The organism is Nocardioides sp., from assembly GCF_030655615.1.
Taxonomy (GTDB): Bacteria; Actinomycetota; Actinomycetes; order Propionibacteriales; family Nocardioidaceae; genus Nocardioides.
The window spans coordinates 34112-50894 of the sequence record NZ_JAURVJ010000173.1; the positions used below are offsets into that span (position 1 = coordinate 34112).

The following is a 16783-nucleotide window of genomic DNA, read 5'->3' on the forward strand; positions in this document are numbered from 1 at the left end:
GCGTCAAGACATGATTGACGCATGGTCCACCTCTCGCTCGAGCAGCTCGTCCAGCAGATCGACACCGCGACCCCCGGCGAGGACGCCCTGCGGCGGCTGTCGCTCGCGGCGATCGGCTCCGAGGAGCTCAGCCGCACGGCCGACGACCTGGTCGGTCACTACGTCGACGAGGCCCGCGGCCAGGGGGCGTCCTGGGCCGAGATCGGCTCGGCGATGGGCGTCACCAAGCAGGCCGCCCAGCAGAAGCACCGCCATGTCTCCGACGACGTCGACGACCTCCTGGGTCTCGACGACGCGGCCCGCACCGCTCTGCAGCAGGCGAGCTGGACGGCCATGTCGCAGTGGCACCACTACCTCGGCACCGAGCACGTGCTCGTCGGGGTGCTGCGCACCGACGCGCCCCTGGCCGCCGCACTCGGCTTCGGCGCCGACGACGCCCTCGAGACGGCGATCGCGATGGTCGGCCGCGGCGAGGTCGAGGTGCTCCGTCCGCCGCTGCTGACCGCTCGCTGCCGCAAGACCATCGACCTCGCCGCCGTCGAGGCGACCGAGCGGGGGCACGACCTGGTCACGCCGACCGACCTGGTGCTCGGGATGGTGCGCGAGGGCCGGGGCATCGCTGCCCGGGTGCTCGACCAGCGCGCCGGCGGGATCGACCGGGTCCGGGGGCTGGTCGCGGCGCTCTAGTCGGGACCGGCGACCGCGGCGACGGCGGCCAGCGCCCGCTCGAGGCGGTCGGGGGCGTCGTGGGGGACCCAGACGATGCGGGGGTCCTTGGTCCACCAGCCGAGCTGGCGCCGGGCGAACCGTCGGGTGGCGAACACCGTGCGCTGCCGGGCCTCGTCGAGCGTCAGCTCGCCGGCCAGGTGGGCGGCGGCCTGCTGGTAGCCGATCGCGCGCGAGGCGGTGCGTCCCTCGGCGAGTCCCTCGTCGAGGAGCCGGGCGACCTCGTCGACCAGCCCCGCGTCGTACATCTGGTGCACGCGCTGCTCGATCCGCGCGTCGAGCGTGGCCCGGTCGATCTCGACGCCGACCTGGACGGTCCGCTGGTCGGTGTAGGTCAGCTGGGGCAGCGAGGCGGAGTAGGGGCGGCCGGTGATCTCGATGACCTCGAGCGCGCGGACCGTGCGGCGTCCGTTCTCCGGCAGCATCCGGGCCGCGGCGTCGGGGTCGAGCTCGGCCAGCCGCGCGAAGAGGGTCGCCGGTCCGACGGCGTCGAGCTCGGCCTCCCACCGCGCGCGGACCGCGTCGTCGGTCTCGGGGAACTCGAAGCGGTCGAGCACGGCGCGGGTGTAGAGCGCCGACCCGCCCACCAGCACCGGCGTCGTACGGCGACCCCGCAGCTCGGCCACGACCCCGCGGGCCCACTCCTGGAACTGCGCCACCGTCGCGGGCTCGCGCACCGACAGCAGGTCGAGCAGGTGGTGCGGCACGCCGCGCCGCTCGGCGGGCGGGAGCTTGGCGGTGCCGACGTCCATGCCGCGGTAGACCTGCATCGCGTCGGTGTTGACGACCTCACCGTCGAGCGCCTCCGCCAGATCGAGCGACAGGCCGGTCTTGCCGGCGGCCGTCACGCCCACCACCGCCACGATCGGGGGGACGAACGGGGGGTCCACGTCCGCGGGCATGTCAGTAGTGTGGCGGGCGTCGGTTCCCCAAACGCAGGAGGATCTCGTGGGCTTCATGGACAACATCAAGGGCAAGGTCGAGGACGCCGTCGACAAGCACGGCGACAAGATCGCCGACGGCATCGACAAGGCCGCCGTGACCGCCGACAAGAAGACGGGCGGCAAGCACCACGACAAGATCGAGGGTGCGACCGGCAAGGCCAAGGACGTGCTCGACGGGCTCGACGGCAAGAACGACGACATCAAGTGACGCAGCCGGTGCCCGAGGAGACCAACGAGGCCTACGACCTCGACGAGAAGCCCCCGGGCGAGCACGAGTCGGAGGCGTCGGGCGCGGACGACGGCGCCCAGGCCGGCGAGGCCACGCAGGAGGAGAACGCCGAGACCTCGCTGGACCAGCCGTCCCAGTGACCTCCCCGGTGAGCCCGGCGGAGACCGAGGGCTACTCGCAGGACTACGCCGCCGACCACGGGCGCTTCGTCGTGGTGCCGGCGGCTTACGTCTTCCTGCTGCGCGACCCGTCCGCCGGCTCCGGGGGCGGGACGCCGGAGGTGCTGCTCCAGCTGCGGCAGGGCACCGGCTACATGGACGACCACTGGGCGGCTGCCGCGGCCGGCCACGTCGAGCGTGGCGAGGACGCACTCAACGCCGCGCGCCGTGAGGCCCTCGAGGAGGTCGGCGTCACCGACCTCGACCTGCGGTTCGTCACCTCGATGCAGCGGACCCGGCACGACCTGCCGATCGACGAGCGCATCGACTTCTTCTTCACCGCCCGCACCTGGACCGGCGAGCCCCGCATCGTGGAGCCGACCAAGTGCGCCGACCTGCGGTGGTGGCCGCTCGACGCGCTGCCCGAGCCGGTCGTCCCGCACGAACGGGTGGTCCTCGACGGGCTGCGCGACGGCAGCATCCATCCCTACACCAGCTTCGGTTTCTGACCGCGGCGTCTGGAGGCGACATGTCCGAGAACCCTGACCAGTCCGACACCGAGGCCGACCTGGGCCCCAAGCCCGACGCCGAGATCGAGCCGGGCGAGCCCAACCCGGGCGGCGTCGACGCCGTGCCGCAGGCCGACGGGGTCGACGGCGAGGACGCCGAGCCCGACCCGCTGACCCGCGACCTCAACCCCGACGACAACCCGGTCACCGGTGAGATCCCGCTCGAGGTCAAGCAGGGCGAGGACACCTCGACGAAGGCCACCAAGGAGTCGGGCGACGAGGCCGCCGACGACTCCGAGGACGGCGCCTCCACGGAGGAGTCGCCGGCATGAGCACCCCCACCGGCGACGCACAGGCCGGACCCGACGACTACGACCTCACCGAGTCCGACCAGGACACCGAGGGCGACATGGGCGTCAGCTCCGAGCGCGTCGGCCCCACCGGCCCCGGCCAGGTCGGCACGACCGGCCTGCGCGACGTCTCCCCCGCGCCCGACTCCGACGGCGACGACGACGCCGAGGCCCTCCCCGAGCAGTCGGCGGGCGGCCCCGAGGCCAACCCCGACCCGCCGATCCCGCCCAAGTCGGGCTACTCGAGCAGCGACCCGCGGTCGGACTGAGCGGCGCCGCCGGGCTGGCGCCTGTCAGGGAGTCCCGACCGTTGTCAGGGGTTGCAACCCCTGACAAGGGTCGGATTCCCCGGCCGACCGGGGAATCCGCCACCGCCCGCGCCCATCACCCCAGCAGCCGCGTCTCCAACGGGGTCTCGACAGCGGCACCGTCCGGACCACGCTCGACGAAGTAGCCGAGCGCGCCGTCGCGCTCGGAGAGCGCCTCGACCATCTCGGTGCCGCGGTAGAGGAGACCGGCCCCGTCGTCGGTGGCGTAGCCGGCGGGCAGCGCGCCCGACGCGACCAGCGACTGGAAGAGCGGCCGGCGCTGCTCCTCGGAGTCGTAGTGGACGCCGTTGGAGAAGGGCAGGAGCCCCAGCCCGTTGGTGACCGGGCGCAGCTCGGGACCGAAGGAGTCGGTGGTGCCGCCGAGGTGCCAGCAGATCGAGCCGGCACTGACGCCGGTCAGCACGACCCCGGCCTCCCACGCCGCGCGCATCGCGTCGCCGACACCGTGCAGCTCCCACATCGCGAGCAGGCCGGCGACGCTGCCGCCGAAGACCCACACGACGTCCTGCGCCAGCAGGTGCTCGGCGAGGTCGGGCACGTTGGGCATCGGGAAGAGCTGGAGGTGCGAGCCCTGCCAGCCCTCGGCGATCGCCATGTCGTAGAAGTTGCGCACGCCGTCGGCGCTGTCGCCGCCCGCCGTGCCGAGGTAGCAGACGCGCGGCGCACGGCCCTCGACGCCGGCGAGGTCGACCGCGTGGTGGGTCAGGGCGCCGGCCGCCCAGCGGGTGCGGGTGCCGAAGGTGATGCCACCCGAGGTGGCCAGGATCGTCGGTGCGTCGGCAGCCATCGGCCGACCCTATGACAGCCCGGGACGACCGACTAGCCGCAGGCGGGCGCCGTCGGCAGCGGGGCGGGTACGCCGATCGTCGGCATCCCGAGGCCGACCCCGGCGGGCACGGGGGCGAGGGTCCGGGCCTCCCACGCGTCGCCCGAGCGGGTACGCCGGGTGGCCACCACGCGGTCGGCGACGAGGTGGTGTGGCGCCGCGTAGGTGATCTCGACGGTGGCCGAGTCGCCCGGCCGCACCGGCGCCAGGTCGTCGCCCGGCATGGCGAAGTGGACGAGCCGGTTGTCGGGGCCGCGACCGGAGAGACGGCGGGTCGCGGCGTCCTTACGACCCTCGCCCTCCGAGACCATCAGCTCGACCTGGCGACCGACGAGAGCCTTGCTCTCGGTCCAGGCGACGTCGTTGACGAGGGTGACGAGGCGGTCGTAGCGGTCGCGCAGCACGTCGGCCGGCACCTGCTCGTCCATGGTGGCGGCGGGGGTGCCGGGTCGCTTGGAGTACTGGAAGGTGAACGCGCCGGCGAAGCGCGCCTCGCGGACGACGTCCATCGTGGCCTGGTGGTCGTCCTCGGTCTCGCCGGGGAAGCCGACGATGATGTCGGTGGTGATCGCGGCGTCGGGCATGGCGGCGCGGACGCGCTCGATGATGCCAAGGTACTTGTCGCGACGGTAGGAACGACGCATCACGCGGAGCAGCCGGTCCGAGCCGGACTGCAGCGGCATGTGCAGCTGGGGCATGACGTTGGGTGTCTCGGCCATCACCTCGATGACGTCGTCGGTGAACTCAGCCGGGTGGGGGCTGGTGAAGCGCACCCGCTCGAGGCCTTCGATCGCGCCGCACGACCGCAGCAGCTTGGAGAACGCCTGCCGGTCGCCGAACTCGACGCCGTAGGCGTTGACGTTCTGGCCGAGCAGCGTGACCTCGGAGACGCCGTCGGCGACGAGCGCCTCGATCTCGGCGAGCAAGTCGCCGGGGCGGCGGTCCTTCTCCTTGCCGCGCAGCGCCGGGACGATGCAGAACGTGCACGTGTTGTTGCAGCCGACGGACACCGAGACCCAGGCGGCGTAGGCGCTGTCGCGCTTGGTGGGCAGCGTCGACGGGAACACGTCGAGCGACTCGAGGATCTCGACCTGCGCCTCCTGCTGCGAGCGCGCCCGGTCGAGCAGCGCCGGCAGCGACCCGATGTTGTGGGTGCCGAAGACGACGTCGACGTAGGGCGCCTTCTCGGTGATCGTGGCGCGGTCCTTCTGCGCCAGGCAGCCCCCGACCGCGATCTGCATCGCCGGGTTGCTGGCCTTCACCGGCGCGAGGTGGGACAGGTTGCCGTAGAGCTTGTTGTCGGCGTTCTCGCGGACCGCGCAGGTGTTGAACACGACGACGTCGGCCTGCTCACCCAACGGCGCGGCGGTGTAGCCCGCGCCCTCCAGCAGGCCGCTGAGCCGCTCGGAGTCGTGGACGTTCATCTGGCACCCGTAGGTGCGGACCTCGTAGGTGCGCTGGCCTGTCATGACAGTCGCCAAGCGTACGGCGGTCGCGAGCCTCGGCCGGAATCCTGCGGTGGGCGACAGGGGCGAGCAGACGTCAGGTCGCCAGCCGGAACCACCCGAGCGCCACGACGGCGGCCACGCACAGCACGACGGTCAGCACCGTCCCGACCGGCGACCGCCGCCACTGCTCGGAGAGCGACGTCGACCCCGGCTCCGGCAGACCCCGCTCCCGTCGCACCTCCTGCGCACGGCGCCGGGAGCGTCGGCGGATCCAGCCCTGCCCGATCGACAGCAGCCCGGTCACCAGCCCGATGACGGGGACCAGCACGAGGTCGAGCTCGTCGGTGCCCCGGGCGATCGCGACGCCGCAGCCGACGAGCCCGGCGACCGCACCGACCAGGAAGTCACGGAGCGCTGGCGACACCGGGCGATCCTAGGAAGGGGACGCGGAGAGCGGCCCCACCCGTCCGGTGGTAGCCGGCGGGACGCACGACCGCCTACCGCTGGCCGCAACACGACCGTCATCCAGTGTTGACCGAGTGGACTGGCCCTGCGGCGCGTACACGTAGCCCGAAAGGGTGGTGGGCCGCTAGGGTCCGGACGCATGACGGTGCTGGAGAAAGGTGCGGAACCCGGCGCTGGAGGTGCGAAGGGCGAACCACTGGTCGTGCTCGAGGGCGTGAACAAGTGGTACGGCGACCTCCACGTGCTCCAGGACATCAACCTGTCCGTGAAGCGTCGCGAGGTGGTCGTCGTGATCGGCCCGTCGGGCTCCGGCAAGTCGACGCTGTGCCGCACGATCAACCGGCTCGAGACCATCGACCAGGGCTCGATCACCCTCGACGGCCAGCCGCTCCCCCAGGAGGGGAAGGCCCTCGCCGGGCTGCGCGCCGAGGTGGGGATGGTGTTCCAGTCCTTCAACCTCTTCGCCCACAAGACGATCCTGGAGAACGTCACGCTCGGCCCGATCAAGGTGCGCAAGCAGCCCAGGGCCGAGGCGGAGAAGCGCGCCCAGGAGCTGCTCGACCGCGTCGGCGTCGGGCACCAGGCGTCGAAGTACCCCGCCCAGCTCTCGGGCGGCCAGCAGCAGCGCGTGGCGATCGCGCGGGCGCTGGCGATGGAGCCCAAGGTCATGCTCTTCGACGAGCCGACCTCGGCGCTCGACCCCGAGATGATCAAGGAGGTCCTCGACGTCATGGTCGACCTCGCCGAGCGCGGCATGACGATGATCGTCGTCACCCACGAGATGGGCTTCGCCCGCACGGCGGGCGACCGCGTGATCTTCATGTCCGACGGCGCCATCGCCGAGGAGAACACCCCCGAGTCGTTCTTCACCAACCCCCAGAGCGATCGAGCCAAGGACTTCCTCGGCAAGATCCTCAAGCACTGAGATCAAGGAGAACCATGCGGATCAGCACCAGGTTCAAGGCGGCCACCGCGGCCGTGCTCCTCACCGGCGCGCTCGCGGCGTGCGGCGACGCCGGCAGTGACGGCGACGACGAGCCGAAGGTCGACGCCGAGACCGTCGACGAGGGCAAGTTCGAGGAGGGCACCTACATGGCCACCCTCGCCGAGCAGGGCACCGTCAACGTCGGCGTCAAGTACGACCAGCCCGGCCTGGGCTTCAAGGGCGCGGCCGACGACATCCCCAGCGGCTTCGACGTCGAGATCGCCAAGCTGCTCGTCGCCGACCTCGGCATCGACCCCCAGGACACGGCCAAGGTCAACTACGAGGAGACCATCTCCGACAACCGCGAGCCCTACCTCAAGGAGGGCCGCGTCGACCTCGTGCTGGCGTCGTACTCGATCACCGACGACCGTCGCAAGGAGGTCGGCCAGACCGGCCCCTACTTCGTCACCGGCCAGCAGGTGCTGGTCAAGGCCGACAGCGACGTCGCGAGCATCGAGGACCTGGCCGGCAAGGACGTCTGCTCGGTCACGGGCTCCACCTCGATCGACCGGATCAACGAGTCCGGCGCCCGCGGCGTCGGGTTCGACAGCTATTCCGAGTGCGTCGCCAAGGTGCTCGACGGCACCGTCGAGGCGATGTCGACCGACGGCTCGATCCTGGCCGGCTTCGCGGCCGAGAACGAGGGCGAGCTCAAGGTCGTCGGCGACGAGTTCTCCGAGGAGAACATCGGCGTCGGCTACAGCCTCGAGCACCCCGAGATGTGCGAGTGGATCAACGGCGTGCTGACCGAGGCCTTCGAGAACGGCGACTGGGCCGACGCGTTCGAGCGGACCCTCGGCCCCTCGGGCGTCGAGACCCCCGAGCCGCCGACGCTCGACGCCTGCCCCGCCTGACCCGTCCGGACAGCACGACCGACAGGTCCCGGGGTGACGCCTTGCGCGTCGCCCCGGGACCCATCCACCCCTGAGAGGAGCACCAGGTGGATCCCGTCCTCAACGACTTCCAGCCCTATCTGCTGGGCTTCGCCTACACGCTCCTGCTGTTCGTCTTCGCAGGCGTCCTCTCGACGCTGCTGGGCGTCGTGCTGGTCGCGATGCGGGTCGGACCGGTCGCCGTCCTGCGGGCGGCGGGAGCGACCTACGTCACCGTCGTGCGCAACACCCCGCTCGTCATCATCTTCGGCTTCTTCACGTTCGTGGCCCCGATCTTCGGCGTGAAGTTCGGCTGGCTCGACATCCGCATCGGCGACGTGGTCCTCGACGACCTCTTCGGTGCGGCCGTGGTCGCCCTGAGCCTCTACACCTCCGCCTTCGTGTGCGAGGCGCTGCGCTCCGGCGTCAACGCCGTCCCCCTCGGCCAGGCCGAGGCCGCCCGTGCGATCGGGCTGCCGTTCGGCGGCGTCCTGCGTGAGGTCGTGCTCCCCCAGGCCATCCGCGCCTCGGTCCCGCCCCTGGCCAGCGTCCAGATCGCCCTCATCAAGAACACCTCCGTCGCCGCCGTGTTCGGCGTGGCCGAGGCCGTCGCCCAGATGCGGTCGTTCACCAACAACTTCTCCTCCGAGCGCACGGGCATCTTCATCATGTTCGCCATCGGCTACGTGGTGATCGTCGAGGTGTTCTCGTTCGGGGCCACCCGGCTCGAGCGCCGCTACCGGGTGGCGACATGAGCACCGCCGTCCTGTTCGACGCGCCCGGCCCGGCGACCAGGCTGCGCCACCTCGTCTACACGATCGTCACCGTCGTGGTCCTGGTCGCCCTCGTCGCCTTCGCCGTTGTCAAGCTCGCCGCCGACGACCAGTTCACCGGCGACAAGTGGGAGGTCTTCACAACTCCCGACTACGTCCGGATCCTCCTGGTCGACGGCCTCCTGCAGACCCTCAAGATGGCCGGGGCCGCCGTGGTCGGCGCCGTCGTCCTGGGCTTCTTCCTCGGCGTCGGCAAGCTCTCCGACCACGCCGTCGTGCGGTGGCCGTGCTGGGCCTTCGTCGAGCTCTTCCGCGCCCTGCCGGTGCTGCTGCTCATGGTCTTCACGTGGTATCTGCTCGGCATCGCCAACGACGCCTCGTCGTTCCGCGCCGTCGTCATCGCCCTGATGCTCTACAACGGCTCGGTGCTCGCCGAGGTGCTGCGCGCCGGGGTGCTCGCGGTCCCGCGCGGCCAGGCCGAGGCGGCGTACGCGCTCGGCATGCGCAAGAGCCAGGTGATGACCATCGTGCTGATGCCGCAGGCGGTCAAGATCATGCTGCCGGCGCTGATCAGCCAGTGCGTCGTCGCCCTCAAGGACACGGCCCTCGGCCAGTACGTCGCGGCGCCCGGTCTGACGTTCGTGTCGCGCCAGATCTACACCGAGTTCAGCAACCGGGTGCCCTCGGTCTTCGTCGTCGCGGCCATCTACATCGTGATCAACCTGCTGCTGACGGCCCTGGCCACCTGGGTCCAGCGTCGCTACGTCGGGGAGCGCAAGCAGCTCGAGGTGCTGGCGACGGGGACGGCCGACCAGACGACGATCTGACCCCGACCGCTGCGTCCTGGCGCGGTGTGACCAGACGTGCCCAGACATGCCCTGACGTGCCCCGGATCCCTTGCCGGGACGGGTGGACGAGCCGTTACCGCGGCGTGGACCGCGCGTGTTGGGACGGCTGCGACGATGGGCGGCGAAGGATACGTGGGGTGCCTTCGCTTCGTCTCGTCGCGCGCACTCTCCCGTCTCGAACCGTCCAGGGGAGCTCATGTCCGTGCGCAGGACTGCCGTCGCGACCGGGGTCGCCGCCGTTCTGCTGCTCCTGACCGCCTGCACCGACGCAGACCCGGACGACCCGGCCGACGACCTGGTCATCGGCATCAGCGGCACCGACCCGGGGCTCGCCCTGGCCGACGGGGACGGCGGCTACAGCGGCCTCGAGGTCGACCTGGCGTCGTACCTCGCCCGGGGGCTGGGCTGGGACGACGACGACATCACCTTCGAGATGGTCGATCCCGCCGAGCGCGAGACCGCGCTGGCGAGCGGTGACGTCGACATGGTCGTCTCGGGCTACGCCATCACCGCGGAGCGCGACCTGGCCGTCGACTTCGCCGGCCCCTACTTCGTCGCCGGCCAGGACCTGCTCGTCGCCGAGGACGCGCGCACGACCGGACCGCGCGACCTCGACGGCTCGACCGTCTGCGGCGCCGACGGCTCGGCCGGCCTGGCGCAGATCGGCGAGGAGCTGTCCCCGGGCGCCGTCCTGCGCCCGGTGGCCGACACCGGCACGTGCGTCGACCTGCTGCTCTCCGGACAGGTCGACGCGGTCACCGCCGACGACGTGGTGCTCGCCGGCTACGCCGAGGAGCACCCCGACGAGCTGCGGGTCGTCGGCTCGCCGTTCACGACCCACTACTACGGCGTCGGGCTGCCCGAGGACTCGCCGGACGTGGGCGCCGTCAACACGCTCATCGCGTCGGCCCTCGCCGACGGCACGTGGCAGGCCGAGGTCGACCGGCACCTCGGGCGGTCCGGCTACACCGCGCCGTTGCCGCCGGCGCCGGGCTCGCTCGCCTTCTGAGGCCCTGGCTAGGCCTTGCGGGGCGTCACCCAGAGCTTGATGACGCCTTCGATCACGACGGTGCCGTCGTCACGGACGCCCCGGACCCGCACCGGCACGTGGGGGTCGTCGCCCGTCCAGGCACCGGGGTCGGTCTCGGCGATGCAGGTGATGTCGCTGGTGGCCTTGGCGGTGTAGGAGACGTCCATGCCCTCGGGGATCCAGCGCTTGTCGGCGGGGATCGTCCCCTCGGCCAGCGCGCCCATCGCGGCCTCGAGCCCGTTGCAGAGCGCGATCGCGTGGACGGTGCCGAGGTGGTTGTGGACACCCCGGCGCTTGGGGATCACCAGCTCGGCGTAGTCGGGCCGGATCTCGACGAAGCGCGGTCGGATCGTGGCGAAGTAGGGCGCCTTCTGGCTGAACAGGATCGAGAAGACGCGCTTGCCGACGGTGCCGCCGACGACCGGGAGGCCGCTCGCGGAGCGCCACAGGGAGAGGACCTGGCTCATGCCGCCAGCCTAGGGCAGACGATTACCGGTGGGTAACTTGGGTTCTCAACCCAGCGAGAGGACGAGCTTCTCGAGGTGCTCGAGCTGCTCGGGCGTGATCTCGCCGTCCTCGTCGACGCTGGTGCGCCACTCGGCGGCGACCATCGCGAAGCCGGCGCGGTCGAGCGCGCTGGACACGGCCTTGATCTGGTTGAGCACGGCGGGCAGGTCACGCTCCTCCTCGATCATGCGGAGCACGCCGGCCAGCTGGCCCTGAGCGCGCTTGACCCGGTTGACGACCGCGGCGCGGTCCGTCTTAACAGCCATGGTTGTCATCGTCCTTCTCGCAGTCGGAGTCGTGTGCCAGAGCAGCCCGGGCCCCCCAGTGGACGTCGAGTCATGGGCCCAACGGGGCAAGCCCCGGGGGGTTACGCCACCCCTCCGGTGCACATTCACCGCGGCGCGAGCAGCTCCACCCGATTTCCGTGCGGATCCCGCGTGTGCACGCGGAAGTAGCCGTCGAACGTCAGCCGCTCGGTGTGATCAACGTCGCACCCGAGGGCGGCGACGCGGTCGGCGGTCGCGTCGAGCTCGTCCTCGTCGGCCAGGACGAACGCCGGATGGGCCTTCCGCGCCGCCACGAACGGGTCCTCGACGCCGACGTGCAGCTCGGCCACGACGTCGCCGCGCGCGTCGTGGGCCCGGAACCAGGCGCCGCCGCGGGCCCGCAGCGCCTCGGGCTTGTCGACCTCGGTGAGGCCGAGGGCGCCGGCGTAGAACGCGCGGGCCGCGTCCTCACCGCCGGGCGGGCAGGCGACCTGGACGTGGTGGAGCCTCATCGCGCGGCCTGCGCCCGGGCGGGGACCTGGGCGACGACGAAGATTCGACGGAACGGCAGCACCACCGTGCCGTCGTCACGGACGGGGTAGGCCGCCGCGAGCCGGGCCCGGAACTCCGCCTCGAAGGCCGGGCGGAGGTCGTCGGGCAACGCCTGGAGCGTCGGCCGGGCGCCGGTCCCGCTGACCCAGGTGAACACGGGGTCGTCGCCGGTGAGCAGGTGCAGGTAGGTCGTCTCCCACGCGTCGACGCGGCAGCCGAGCGCGGTGAGGGCGTCGAGGTAGACGACCGGGTCGTGGCTGCCGGGGACGGCGACGCCGGCGGTGTGGGCGGCGTACGCCGGCTCGGCGGCCAGGTCGTGGCGGAGGGCGTGGCTCGGCTCGCCGAAGTTGCCCGGCACCTGGAAGGCCAGCCAGCCGCCGGGCGTGACGGCGCCGACGAGGGCGGGCAGGAGGTCGAGGTGGTCGGGCAGCCACTGGAGGGTGGCGTTGGAGACCAGGACGTCGGCGCTCCCCCGCCAGTCGCGCAGGTCGCCGACCTCGACGTCGATGCCGGGCACGGTCGCGCGGGCCCGGGCGACCATCTCCGGGCTGCTGTCGACTCCGGTGACGCGCGCGCCGGGCCAGCGCTCGGCGAGGAGGGCGGTCAGGTTGCCCGGACCGCAGCCGAGGTCGACGACGGTCGCGGGGGCCGTGCTCGGGATGCGGCCCACCAGGTCGACGAACGGGCGGCCGCGCTCGTCGGCGTAGGTGAGGTAGCGCTCGGGGTCCCAGGAATGCGGTGTCTTGGTCATGAGTATCTTGATATCAAGATTCTCGATGCCTGGCTAGACTGCGGGCATGACGGATCGGACGAGGGACGAGGTCGACGACCTCGTCGACGCCTGGGCCCGTGAGCGGACCGACCTCGACCTCGACCCCGTCGCCGTCTTCTCACGCATCTCCCGGCTCGCCCGCCACCTCGACCTCGCCCGGCGGCGGGCGTTCAGCGCCCACGGCATCGAGTCGTGGGAGTTCGACGTGCTCGCCGCCCTGCGCCGCGCCGGGGCGCCCTACGAGCTCTCGCCGGGGCGACTGTTGCGCGAGACCCTCGTGACCAGCGGCACCATGACCAACCGCGTCGACCGGCTCGCCGCGCGCGGGCTCGTCGAGCGCTACCCCGACCCGGGCGACCGCCGTGGCGTCATCGTGCGGCTCACGCCCGAGGGCAAGGCGGCCGTCGACGGCGCCTTCGAGGCCCTGCTCGACGCCGAGCGCCTGCTCCTCGCCGGTCTGCCGCCCCGCGACGCCTCCCGCCTCGCCGCCCTCCTCCGCACGCTCCTCGCGCCCTTCTCCGACGCCGACGCGGGATAGTCCCCCACCAACGGGATTCTGGAGTCGTTTGGGAATCCCGTTCGTGGGGGACTGTCGCGGCGGCAGCGTCACTCGAGGAGCTCGGCCGCCTCGAGCCACTCGAGCTCCACGTCGTCCTTCTCGGTGATGACGCCCTGGAGCTCGGCGGAGATCGAGGCGATCCGCTCGTAGTCGGTGCCGGCGGCGAGGACGGCGGCGTTGAGCTCGGCCTCGCGGGCGACGAGGCGCTTGAGCTGCTTGTCGAGGCGCGCGACGGTCTTGCGGGCCGCGCGCTCCTCGGCCGAGCCGGGCTTGGCGCGCCCGGAGGGTGCCGCCCCGGCGGCCGGCGTGTCGACGGAGGCCTTCGGGCCGCCCGTGTCGACGGCGGTGGTCGGCTGGGCGGCGCGACGCTCGAGGTACTCGTCGACCCCGCGCGGCAGCATCGACAGCTGGCCGTCGCCGAGCAGCGCCCACACCGAGTCGGTGACCCGCTCGAGGAAGTAGCGGTCGTGGGAGACCACGACGAGGGTGCCGGGCCAGCCGTCGAGGAAGTCCTCGAGCACCGTCAGGGTCTCGATGTCGAGGTCGTTGGTGGGCTCGTCGAGCAGCAGCACGTTGGGCTCGGTGAGCAGCAGCTTGAGCAGCTGGAAGCGGCGCCGCTCGCCACCCGAGAGGTCGCCGAGCCGGGCCGTGAGCTTGTCGCCGGTGAAGCCGAACCGCTCGAGCATCGAGGTCGCGGTGATCTCGCCGTCCTTGGTGACGGTGATCCGGCGGATGGCCTCGACCGTCGGCAGCACGCGGCCAATCGGGTCGACGTCGTCGAGGGCCTGGGTGAGGTGCTGCATCGCGACGGTCTTGCCGAGCTTGACCCGGCCGGCGGTGGGCTCGAGCGTCCCGGAGAGCAGCGAGAGGACTGACGTCTTGCCGGCGCCGTTGACCCCGACGATGCCGACGCGGTCGCCCGGGCCGAGGCGCCAGGTGGCGTCGGTCAGCAGCCGGCGCTCGCCCCGCTGCAGGTCGACGTCCTCGACGTCGATGACGTCCTTGCCGAGGCGCTGGGAGGCGAACTTCTGCAGCTCCAGGCGGTCGCGGGGGGCCGGGACATCCTCGATGAGCCGGTTGGCGGCGTCGATGCGGAACTTGGGCTTCGCCGTACGGGCGGGGGCGCCGCGGCGCAGCCAGGCGAGCTCCTTGCGCGCGAGGTTCTGGCGCCGGGTCTCGGTCGCGTCGGCCTGGCGCGAGCGCTCGGCCTTGGCCAGCACGAAGGCCGCGTAGCCGCCCTCGTAGACGTCGACGTCACCGTCGTGCACCTCCCACGTGAACTGGCAGACCTCGTCGAGGAACCAGCGGTCGTGGGTGACGACGACCAGCGCGGACGTACGCCGGCGCAGGTGGCCGGCCAGCCAGGCCACGGCCTCGACGTCGAGGTGGTTGGTCGGCTCGTCGAGCACGATCAGCTCGTGGTCGCCGATGAGCAGCGCCGCCAGGGCGCAGCGACGGCGCTCACCGCCCGAGAGCCCGTGGACCGAGCGGTCGAGCTCGACGCCGACGAGGAGCTCGGTGACGATGCCGCGCAGGGTCGAGTCGGCCGCCCACTCGTGGTCCTCGAGCCCGCGCAGGACGGCCTCGCGGACCGTGTGGGTGTCGTCGAGCTCGTCGCCCTGGTGGAGGTAGCCGACGAGCAGCCCGCGGCTGCGCGAGACCCGCCCGGTGTCGGCCCCCTCGATGCCGGTCATGACCTCGAGGAGCGTGGTCTTGCCGTCACCGTTGCGGCCGACGATGCCGATCCGGTCGCCCGCGGCGATGCCGAGCGACACGTCGGTGAGGAGCGGGCGGACGCCGTAGGACTTCGAGACGCCCTCGAGGTTGAGGAGGTTAGACATGGGCGGGCACCACGTGCGACCCGGCGACGGCACCGTTGGCGACCAGGACGACCGGGCTGCCGGTGCGCATCAGCGCCCCGGCGAGGTCGCGGGCGTGGTCGGCGGACTCGCAGAGGAAGACGACGGTCGGGCCCGACCCGGACACGATGCCGCGCAGCGCGCCCTCGCTCTCGCCGTGCTCGATGAGGCGTCCGAGCTCGGGACGAAGGTCGATGGCAGGCTCCTGGAGGTCGTTGCGGAGGGCACGCGCCAGGCTCACCGGCTGGCCGGTGCGCAGGGCGCCGAGCAGCGCCTCGGCGTCGGGCGGCGTGGGGCTGGCGTCGGGGAAGAGCTGGTCGAAGTGGCGGTAGACGGCGGGGGTCGACAGGCCCTCGAGGCTGGGCACCATCACCCACCACCACGTGCCGACGTCGGCCACCGGTTCGACGACCTCGCCGCGACCCGTGCCCAGCGCCGTACCGCCGAGGAGCGCGAAGGGGACGTCGCTGCCCAGTCGGGCGGCGATCCGGAGCAGGTCGGTGTCGCTGGTGCCGAGGTCGTGGAGCCGGTCGAGCGCGACGAGGGCGGCCGCGGCGTCGGCCGAGCCGCCGGCGAGACCACCGGCGACGGGGATCGACTTCTCGACCACGAGCCGGGCGCCGAGCTCGCGGCCGTGGTGGTCGCCCAGGAGCACGCCGGCCCGGTGGGCCAGGTTGCCGCTGTCGGTCGGGATGGCGTCGGCGTCGACCCAGTCTGCACCGGCGATGTCGACCGAGAGGTCGTCGGCCGGGTGGGCGGTGACGTCGTCGCACAGCCCGACGGCCTGGTAGACGGTCGTGAGCGGGTGGAAGCCGTCGTCGCGCGGAGCACCCACGCCGAGGTGCAGGTTGATCTTGGCGGCGGCACGCACGGTGACCGCTGTCGGTGTCGGCATCACGCCGCGTTCTCCTTGAGGGACTGGGCGAGCGAGGCGAACTGCTCGACGCCCAGCACCTCGCCGCGGGCGAGCGGGTCGATCCCGGTCGCCTCGAGCGCGCGGTCGACGACCTCGGCCGGGGCGACCGAGCGGAGCACGCCGCGCAGCGCCTTGCGGCGGTGGGCGAACGCGGCGTCGACGACCGCGAAGACCTCCTCGCGGGAGGCGGTGGTCGGCGGTGGTGCGCGGTGGACCCAGGCCACGAGGCCGGAGTCGACGTTGGGGGCGGGCCAGAAGACGTTGCGGCCGATGGCACCGGCGCGGCGCACCTCGGCGTACCAGGCGGCCTTGACCGACGGCACGCCGTAGGTCTTGCTGCCGGGGCGCGCGGCCAGCCGGTCGGCGACCTCGGCCTGCACCATGACGAGGCCGCGCTCGAGGCTGGGGAGCAGCGCGAGGAGGTGGAGGAGCACGGGCACCGAGACGTTGTAGGGGAGGTTGGCGACCAGCGCCGTGGGCGGCGGGCCGTCGAGCGCCGTGACGCGCAGCGCGTCGGCGTGGACGAGCGCGAACGAGGCCACCTGGTCGGGCGCGTGCTCGGCGATGGTCTCGGGCAGCAGGGCCGCCAGCTTGTCGTCGATCTCGATCGCCACGACGTGGCGTGCCACCTCGAGCAGGGCCAGGGTCAGCGACCCGAGCCCGGGGCCGACCTCGAGCACCACGTCGTCGGCGGTGACGCCGGACTCGCGCACGATGCGCCGCACGGTGTTGCCGTCGATGACGAAGTTCTGGCCCTTCTGCTTGGTCGGACGCAGGTCGAGAACAGCGGCCAGACGACGTACGTCGGCCGCCCCGAGGAGTCTCGGAGCGGCCGGCGTCATGGTCGTCAGGCTATCGAC

General features: G+C 72.3%; 23 protein-coding genes. 12 read left to right on the top strand and 11 right to left on the bottom strand.

Annotated features, from left to right (window positions below; all coding sequences use genetic code 11):
- The first annotated feature begins 21 nt into the window (after positions 1-21).
- Positions 22-687 carry a Clp protease N-terminal domain-containing protein gene (locus tag Q7T52_RS14395; protein ID WP_304803643.1) on the top strand — a complete coding sequence of 222 codons (666 nt, stop codon included), beginning with the start codon at positions 22-24 and terminating at the stop codon, positions 685-687.
- Here Q7T52_RS14395 and miaA read toward each other — a convergent pair.
- Positions 684-1628, bottom strand: coding sequence for a tRNA (adenosine(37)-N6)-dimethylallyltransferase MiaA (miaA, locus tag Q7T52_RS14400; protein ID WP_304803645.1), 945 nt, complete (start codon positions 1626-1628; stop codon positions 684-686). The genes Q7T52_RS14395 and miaA overlap by 4 nt on opposite strands.
- A 55-nt stretch (positions 1629-1683) precedes the next feature.
- Between miaA and Q7T52_RS14405 the strand changes: the two genes are divergently transcribed.
- Genes Q7T52_RS14405 through Q7T52_RS14425 form a run of 5 tightly spaced genes read left to right on the top strand, consistent with a single transcriptional unit; the run spans position 1684 to position 3185 of the window.
- Complete coding sequence (locus Q7T52_RS14405; protein ID WP_304803709.1) at positions 1684-1878, top strand: antitoxin; 195 nt, start codon at positions 1684-1686, stop codon at positions 1876-1878.
- Complete coding sequence (locus tag Q7T52_RS14410; RefSeq protein WP_304803647.1) at positions 1875-2039, top strand: hypothetical protein; 165 nt, start codon at positions 1875-1877, stop codon at positions 2037-2039. Before Q7T52_RS14405 ends, Q7T52_RS14410 begins: the two co-directional genes overlap by 4 nt.
- Positions 2040-2047: 8 nt before the next feature.
- Entirely contained in the window at positions 2048-2566 is a 519-nt protein-coding gene (locus tag Q7T52_RS14415) for an NUDIX domain-containing protein (RefSeq protein ID WP_304803649.1), read from the top strand.
- 20 nt (positions 2567-2586) lie between these two features.
- Complete coding sequence (locus Q7T52_RS14420) at positions 2587-2898, top strand: hypothetical protein (RefSeq protein ID WP_304803651.1); 312 nt, start codon at positions 2587-2589, stop codon at positions 2896-2898.
- On the top strand, positions 2895-3185 hold the full coding sequence (locus tag Q7T52_RS14425; protein ID WP_304803653.1) for a hypothetical protein: 291 nt from the start codon (positions 2895-2897) through the stop codon (positions 3183-3185). Before Q7T52_RS14420 ends, Q7T52_RS14425 begins: the two co-directional genes overlap by 4 nt.
- Positions 3186-3300: 115 nt before the next feature.
- Here the strand turns inward: Q7T52_RS14425 and Q7T52_RS14430 are convergent, their stop codons facing one another.
- From Q7T52_RS14430 to Q7T52_RS14440, 3 genes are all read right to left on the bottom strand, one after another.
- Entirely contained in the window at positions 3301-4032 is a 732-nt protein-coding gene (locus Q7T52_RS14430) for a peptidase E (RefSeq protein ID WP_304803655.1), read from the bottom strand.
- A gap of 32 nt (positions 4033-4064) precedes the next feature.
- Positions 4065-5540 carry a tRNA (N6-isopentenyl adenosine(37)-C2)-methylthiotransferase MiaB gene (gene miaB, locus Q7T52_RS14435; protein ID WP_304803657.1) on the bottom strand — a complete coding sequence of 492 codons (1476 nt, stop codon included), beginning with the start codon at positions 5538-5540 and terminating at the stop codon, positions 4065-4067.
- Positions 5541-5613: 73 nt separating this feature from the next.
- Positions 5614-5943, bottom strand: a complete 330-nt coding sequence (locus Q7T52_RS14440; protein ID WP_304803659.1) for a hypothetical protein — start codon at positions 5941-5943, stop codon at positions 5614-5616.
- A gap of 180 nt (positions 5944-6123) precedes the next feature.
- Between Q7T52_RS14440 and Q7T52_RS14445 the strand changes: the two genes are divergently transcribed.
- From Q7T52_RS14445 to Q7T52_RS14465, 5 genes are all read left to right on the top strand, one after another.
- A complete protein-coding gene (locus Q7T52_RS14445) occupies positions 6124-6909 on the top strand; it encodes an amino acid ABC transporter ATP-binding protein (protein ID WP_370692328.1) in 786 nt (261 codons plus the stop codon).
- Between the two features lie 14 nt (positions 6910-6923).
- Positions 6924-7823 carry a glutamate ABC transporter substrate-binding protein gene (locus Q7T52_RS14450; RefSeq protein WP_304803660.1) on the top strand — a complete coding sequence of 300 codons (900 nt, stop codon included), beginning with the start codon at positions 6924-6926 and terminating at the stop codon, positions 7821-7823.
- Between the two features lie 86 nt (positions 7824-7909).
- Positions 7910-8596, top strand: a complete 687-nt coding sequence (locus Q7T52_RS14455; protein WP_304803662.1) for an amino acid ABC transporter permease — start codon at positions 7910-7912, stop codon at positions 8594-8596.
- Positions 8593-9441: an amino acid ABC transporter permease gene (locus Q7T52_RS14460; RefSeq protein WP_304803664.1), complete on the top strand. Its 849-nt coding sequence runs from the start codon at positions 8593-8595 to the stop codon at positions 9439-9441. The genes Q7T52_RS14455 and Q7T52_RS14460 overlap by 4 nt, the downstream gene beginning before the upstream one ends.
- Positions 9442-9664: 223 nt before the next feature.
- Positions 9665-10471, top strand: a complete 807-nt coding sequence (locus Q7T52_RS14465) for a transporter substrate-binding domain-containing protein (RefSeq protein ID WP_304803666.1) — start codon at positions 9665-9667, stop codon at positions 10469-10471.
- A gap of 8 nt (positions 10472-10479) precedes the next feature.
- Here Q7T52_RS14465 and Q7T52_RS14470 read toward each other — a convergent pair whose 3' ends face one another.
- From Q7T52_RS14470 to Q7T52_RS14485, 4 genes are all read right to left on the bottom strand, one after another.
- Positions 10480-10959, bottom strand: coding sequence for a hotdog fold domain-containing protein (locus tag Q7T52_RS14470; protein ID WP_304803668.1), 480 nt, complete (start codon positions 10957-10959; stop codon positions 10480-10482).
- 45 nt (positions 10960-11004) lie between these two features.
- Positions 11005-11265, bottom strand: a complete 261-nt coding sequence (locus tag Q7T52_RS14475) for a metal-sensitive transcriptional regulator (protein WP_304803670.1) — start codon at positions 11263-11265, stop codon at positions 11005-11007.
- A 125-nt stretch (positions 11266-11390) separates the two neighbouring features.
- The gene (locus Q7T52_RS14480) at positions 11391-11777 is read right to left on the bottom strand and encodes a VOC family protein (protein ID WP_304803672.1); all 387 of its coding nucleotides are present in this window, start codon (positions 11775-11777) and stop codon (positions 11391-11393) included.
- A complete protein-coding gene (locus Q7T52_RS14485; protein ID WP_304803674.1) occupies positions 11774-12568 on the bottom strand; it encodes a trans-aconitate 2-methyltransferase in 795 nt (264 codons plus the stop codon). Before Q7T52_RS14485 ends, Q7T52_RS14480 begins: the two co-directional genes overlap by 4 nt.
- 46 nt (positions 12569-12614) lie before the next feature.
- Between Q7T52_RS14485 and Q7T52_RS14490 the strand changes: the two genes are divergently transcribed.
- On the top strand, positions 12615-13127 hold the full coding sequence (locus Q7T52_RS14490) for a MarR family winged helix-turn-helix transcriptional regulator (protein ID WP_304803676.1): 513 nt from the start codon (positions 12615-12617) through the stop codon (positions 13125-13127).
- A gap of 68 nt (positions 13128-13195) precedes the next feature.
- Here the strand turns inward: Q7T52_RS14490 and Q7T52_RS14495 are convergent, their stop codons facing one another.
- From Q7T52_RS14495 to rsmA, 3 genes are read right to left on the bottom strand one after another with little or no spacing between them, the layout of a single operon-like run.
- The gene (locus Q7T52_RS14495) at positions 13196-14989 is read right to left on the bottom strand and encodes an ABC-F family ATP-binding cassette domain-containing protein (RefSeq protein WP_304803678.1); all 1794 of its coding nucleotides are present in this window, start codon (positions 14987-14989) and stop codon (positions 13196-13198) included.
- A complete protein-coding gene (locus Q7T52_RS14500; protein WP_304803680.1) occupies positions 14982-15902 on the bottom strand; it encodes a 4-(cytidine 5'-diphospho)-2-C-methyl-D-erythritol kinase in 921 nt (306 codons plus the stop codon). Before Q7T52_RS14500 ends, Q7T52_RS14495 begins: the two co-directional genes overlap by 8 nt.
- Positions 15902-16765: a 16S rRNA (adenine(1518)-N(6)/adenine(1519)-N(6))-dimethyltransferase RsmA gene (gene rsmA, locus Q7T52_RS14505; protein WP_304803682.1), complete on the bottom strand. Its 864-nt coding sequence runs from the start codon at positions 16763-16765 to the stop codon at positions 15902-15904. Before rsmA ends, Q7T52_RS14500 begins: the two co-directional genes overlap by 1 nt.
- Between the last annotated feature and the right edge of the window lie 18 nt (positions 16766-16783).

What these genes read in the sequence shown, in the direction of transcription:
- Q7T52_RS14395 (WP_304803643.1), top strand. Translation starts at nt 22, where the DNA reads ATGGTCCACCTCTCGCTCGAGCAGCTCGTCCAGCAGATCGACACCGCG.
- miaA (WP_304803645.1), bottom strand. Translation starts at nt 1,628, where the DNA reads ATGCCCGCGGACGTGGACCCCCCGTTCGTCCCCCCGATCGTGGCGGTG.
- Q7T52_RS14405 (WP_304803709.1), top strand. Translation starts at nt 1,684, where the DNA reads ATGGACAACATCAAGGGCAAGGTCGAGGACGCCGTCGACAAGCACGGC.
- Q7T52_RS14420 (WP_304803651.1), top strand. Translation starts at nt 2,587, where the DNA reads ATGTCCGAGAACCCTGACCAGTCCGACACCGAGGCCGACCTGGGCCCC.
- Q7T52_RS14425 (WP_304803653.1), top strand. Translation starts at nt 2,895, where the DNA reads ATGAGCACCCCCACCGGCGACGCACAGGCCGGACCCGACGACTACGAC.
- Q7T52_RS14430 (WP_304803655.1), bottom strand. Translation starts at nt 4,032, where the DNA reads ATGGCTGCCGACGCACCGACGATCCTGGCCACCTCGGGTGGCATCACC.
- miaB (WP_304803657.1), bottom strand. Translation starts at nt 5,540, where the DNA reads ATGACAGGCCAGCGCACCTACGAGGTCCGCACCTACGGGTGCCAGATG.
- Q7T52_RS14445 (WP_370692328.1), top strand. Translation starts at nt 6,124, where the DNA reads ATGACGGTGCTGGAGAAAGGTGCGGAACCCGGCGCTGGAGGTGCGAAG.
- Q7T52_RS14450 (WP_304803660.1), top strand. Translation starts at nt 6,924, where the DNA reads ATGCGGATCAGCACCAGGTTCAAGGCGGCCACCGCGGCCGTGCTCCTC.
- Q7T52_RS14460 (WP_304803664.1), top strand. Translation starts at nt 8,593, where the DNA reads ATGAGCACCGCCGTCCTGTTCGACGCGCCCGGCCCGGCGACCAGGCTG.
- Q7T52_RS14470 (WP_304803668.1), bottom strand. Translation starts at nt 10,959, where the DNA reads ATGAGCCAGGTCCTCTCCCTGTGGCGCTCCGCGAGCGGCCTCCCGGTC.
- Q7T52_RS14475 (WP_304803670.1), bottom strand. Translation starts at nt 11,265, where the DNA reads ATGGCTGTTAAGACGGACCGCGCCGCGGTCGTCAACCGGGTCAAGCGC.
- Q7T52_RS14480 (WP_304803672.1), bottom strand. Translation starts at nt 11,777, where the DNA reads ATGAGGCTCCACCACGTCCAGGTCGCCTGCCCGCCCGGCGGTGAGGAC.
- Q7T52_RS14485 (WP_304803674.1), bottom strand. Translation starts at nt 12,568, where the DNA reads ATGACCAAGACACCGCATTCCTGGGACCCCGAGCGCTACCTCACCTAC.
- Q7T52_RS14490 (WP_304803676.1), top strand. Translation starts at nt 12,615, where the DNA reads ATGACGGATCGGACGAGGGACGAGGTCGACGACCTCGTCGACGCCTGG.
- Q7T52_RS14495 (WP_304803678.1), bottom strand. Translation starts at nt 14,989, where the DNA reads ATGTCTAACCTCCTCAACCTCGAGGGCGTCTCGAAGTCCTACGGCGTC.
- Q7T52_RS14500 (WP_304803680.1), bottom strand. Translation starts at nt 15,902, where the DNA reads ATGCCGACACCGACAGCGGTCACCGTGCGTGCCGCCGCCAAGATCAAC.
- rsmA (WP_304803682.1), bottom strand. Translation starts at nt 16,765, where the DNA reads ATGACGCCGGCCGCTCCGAGACTCCTCGGGGCGGCCGACGTACGTCGT.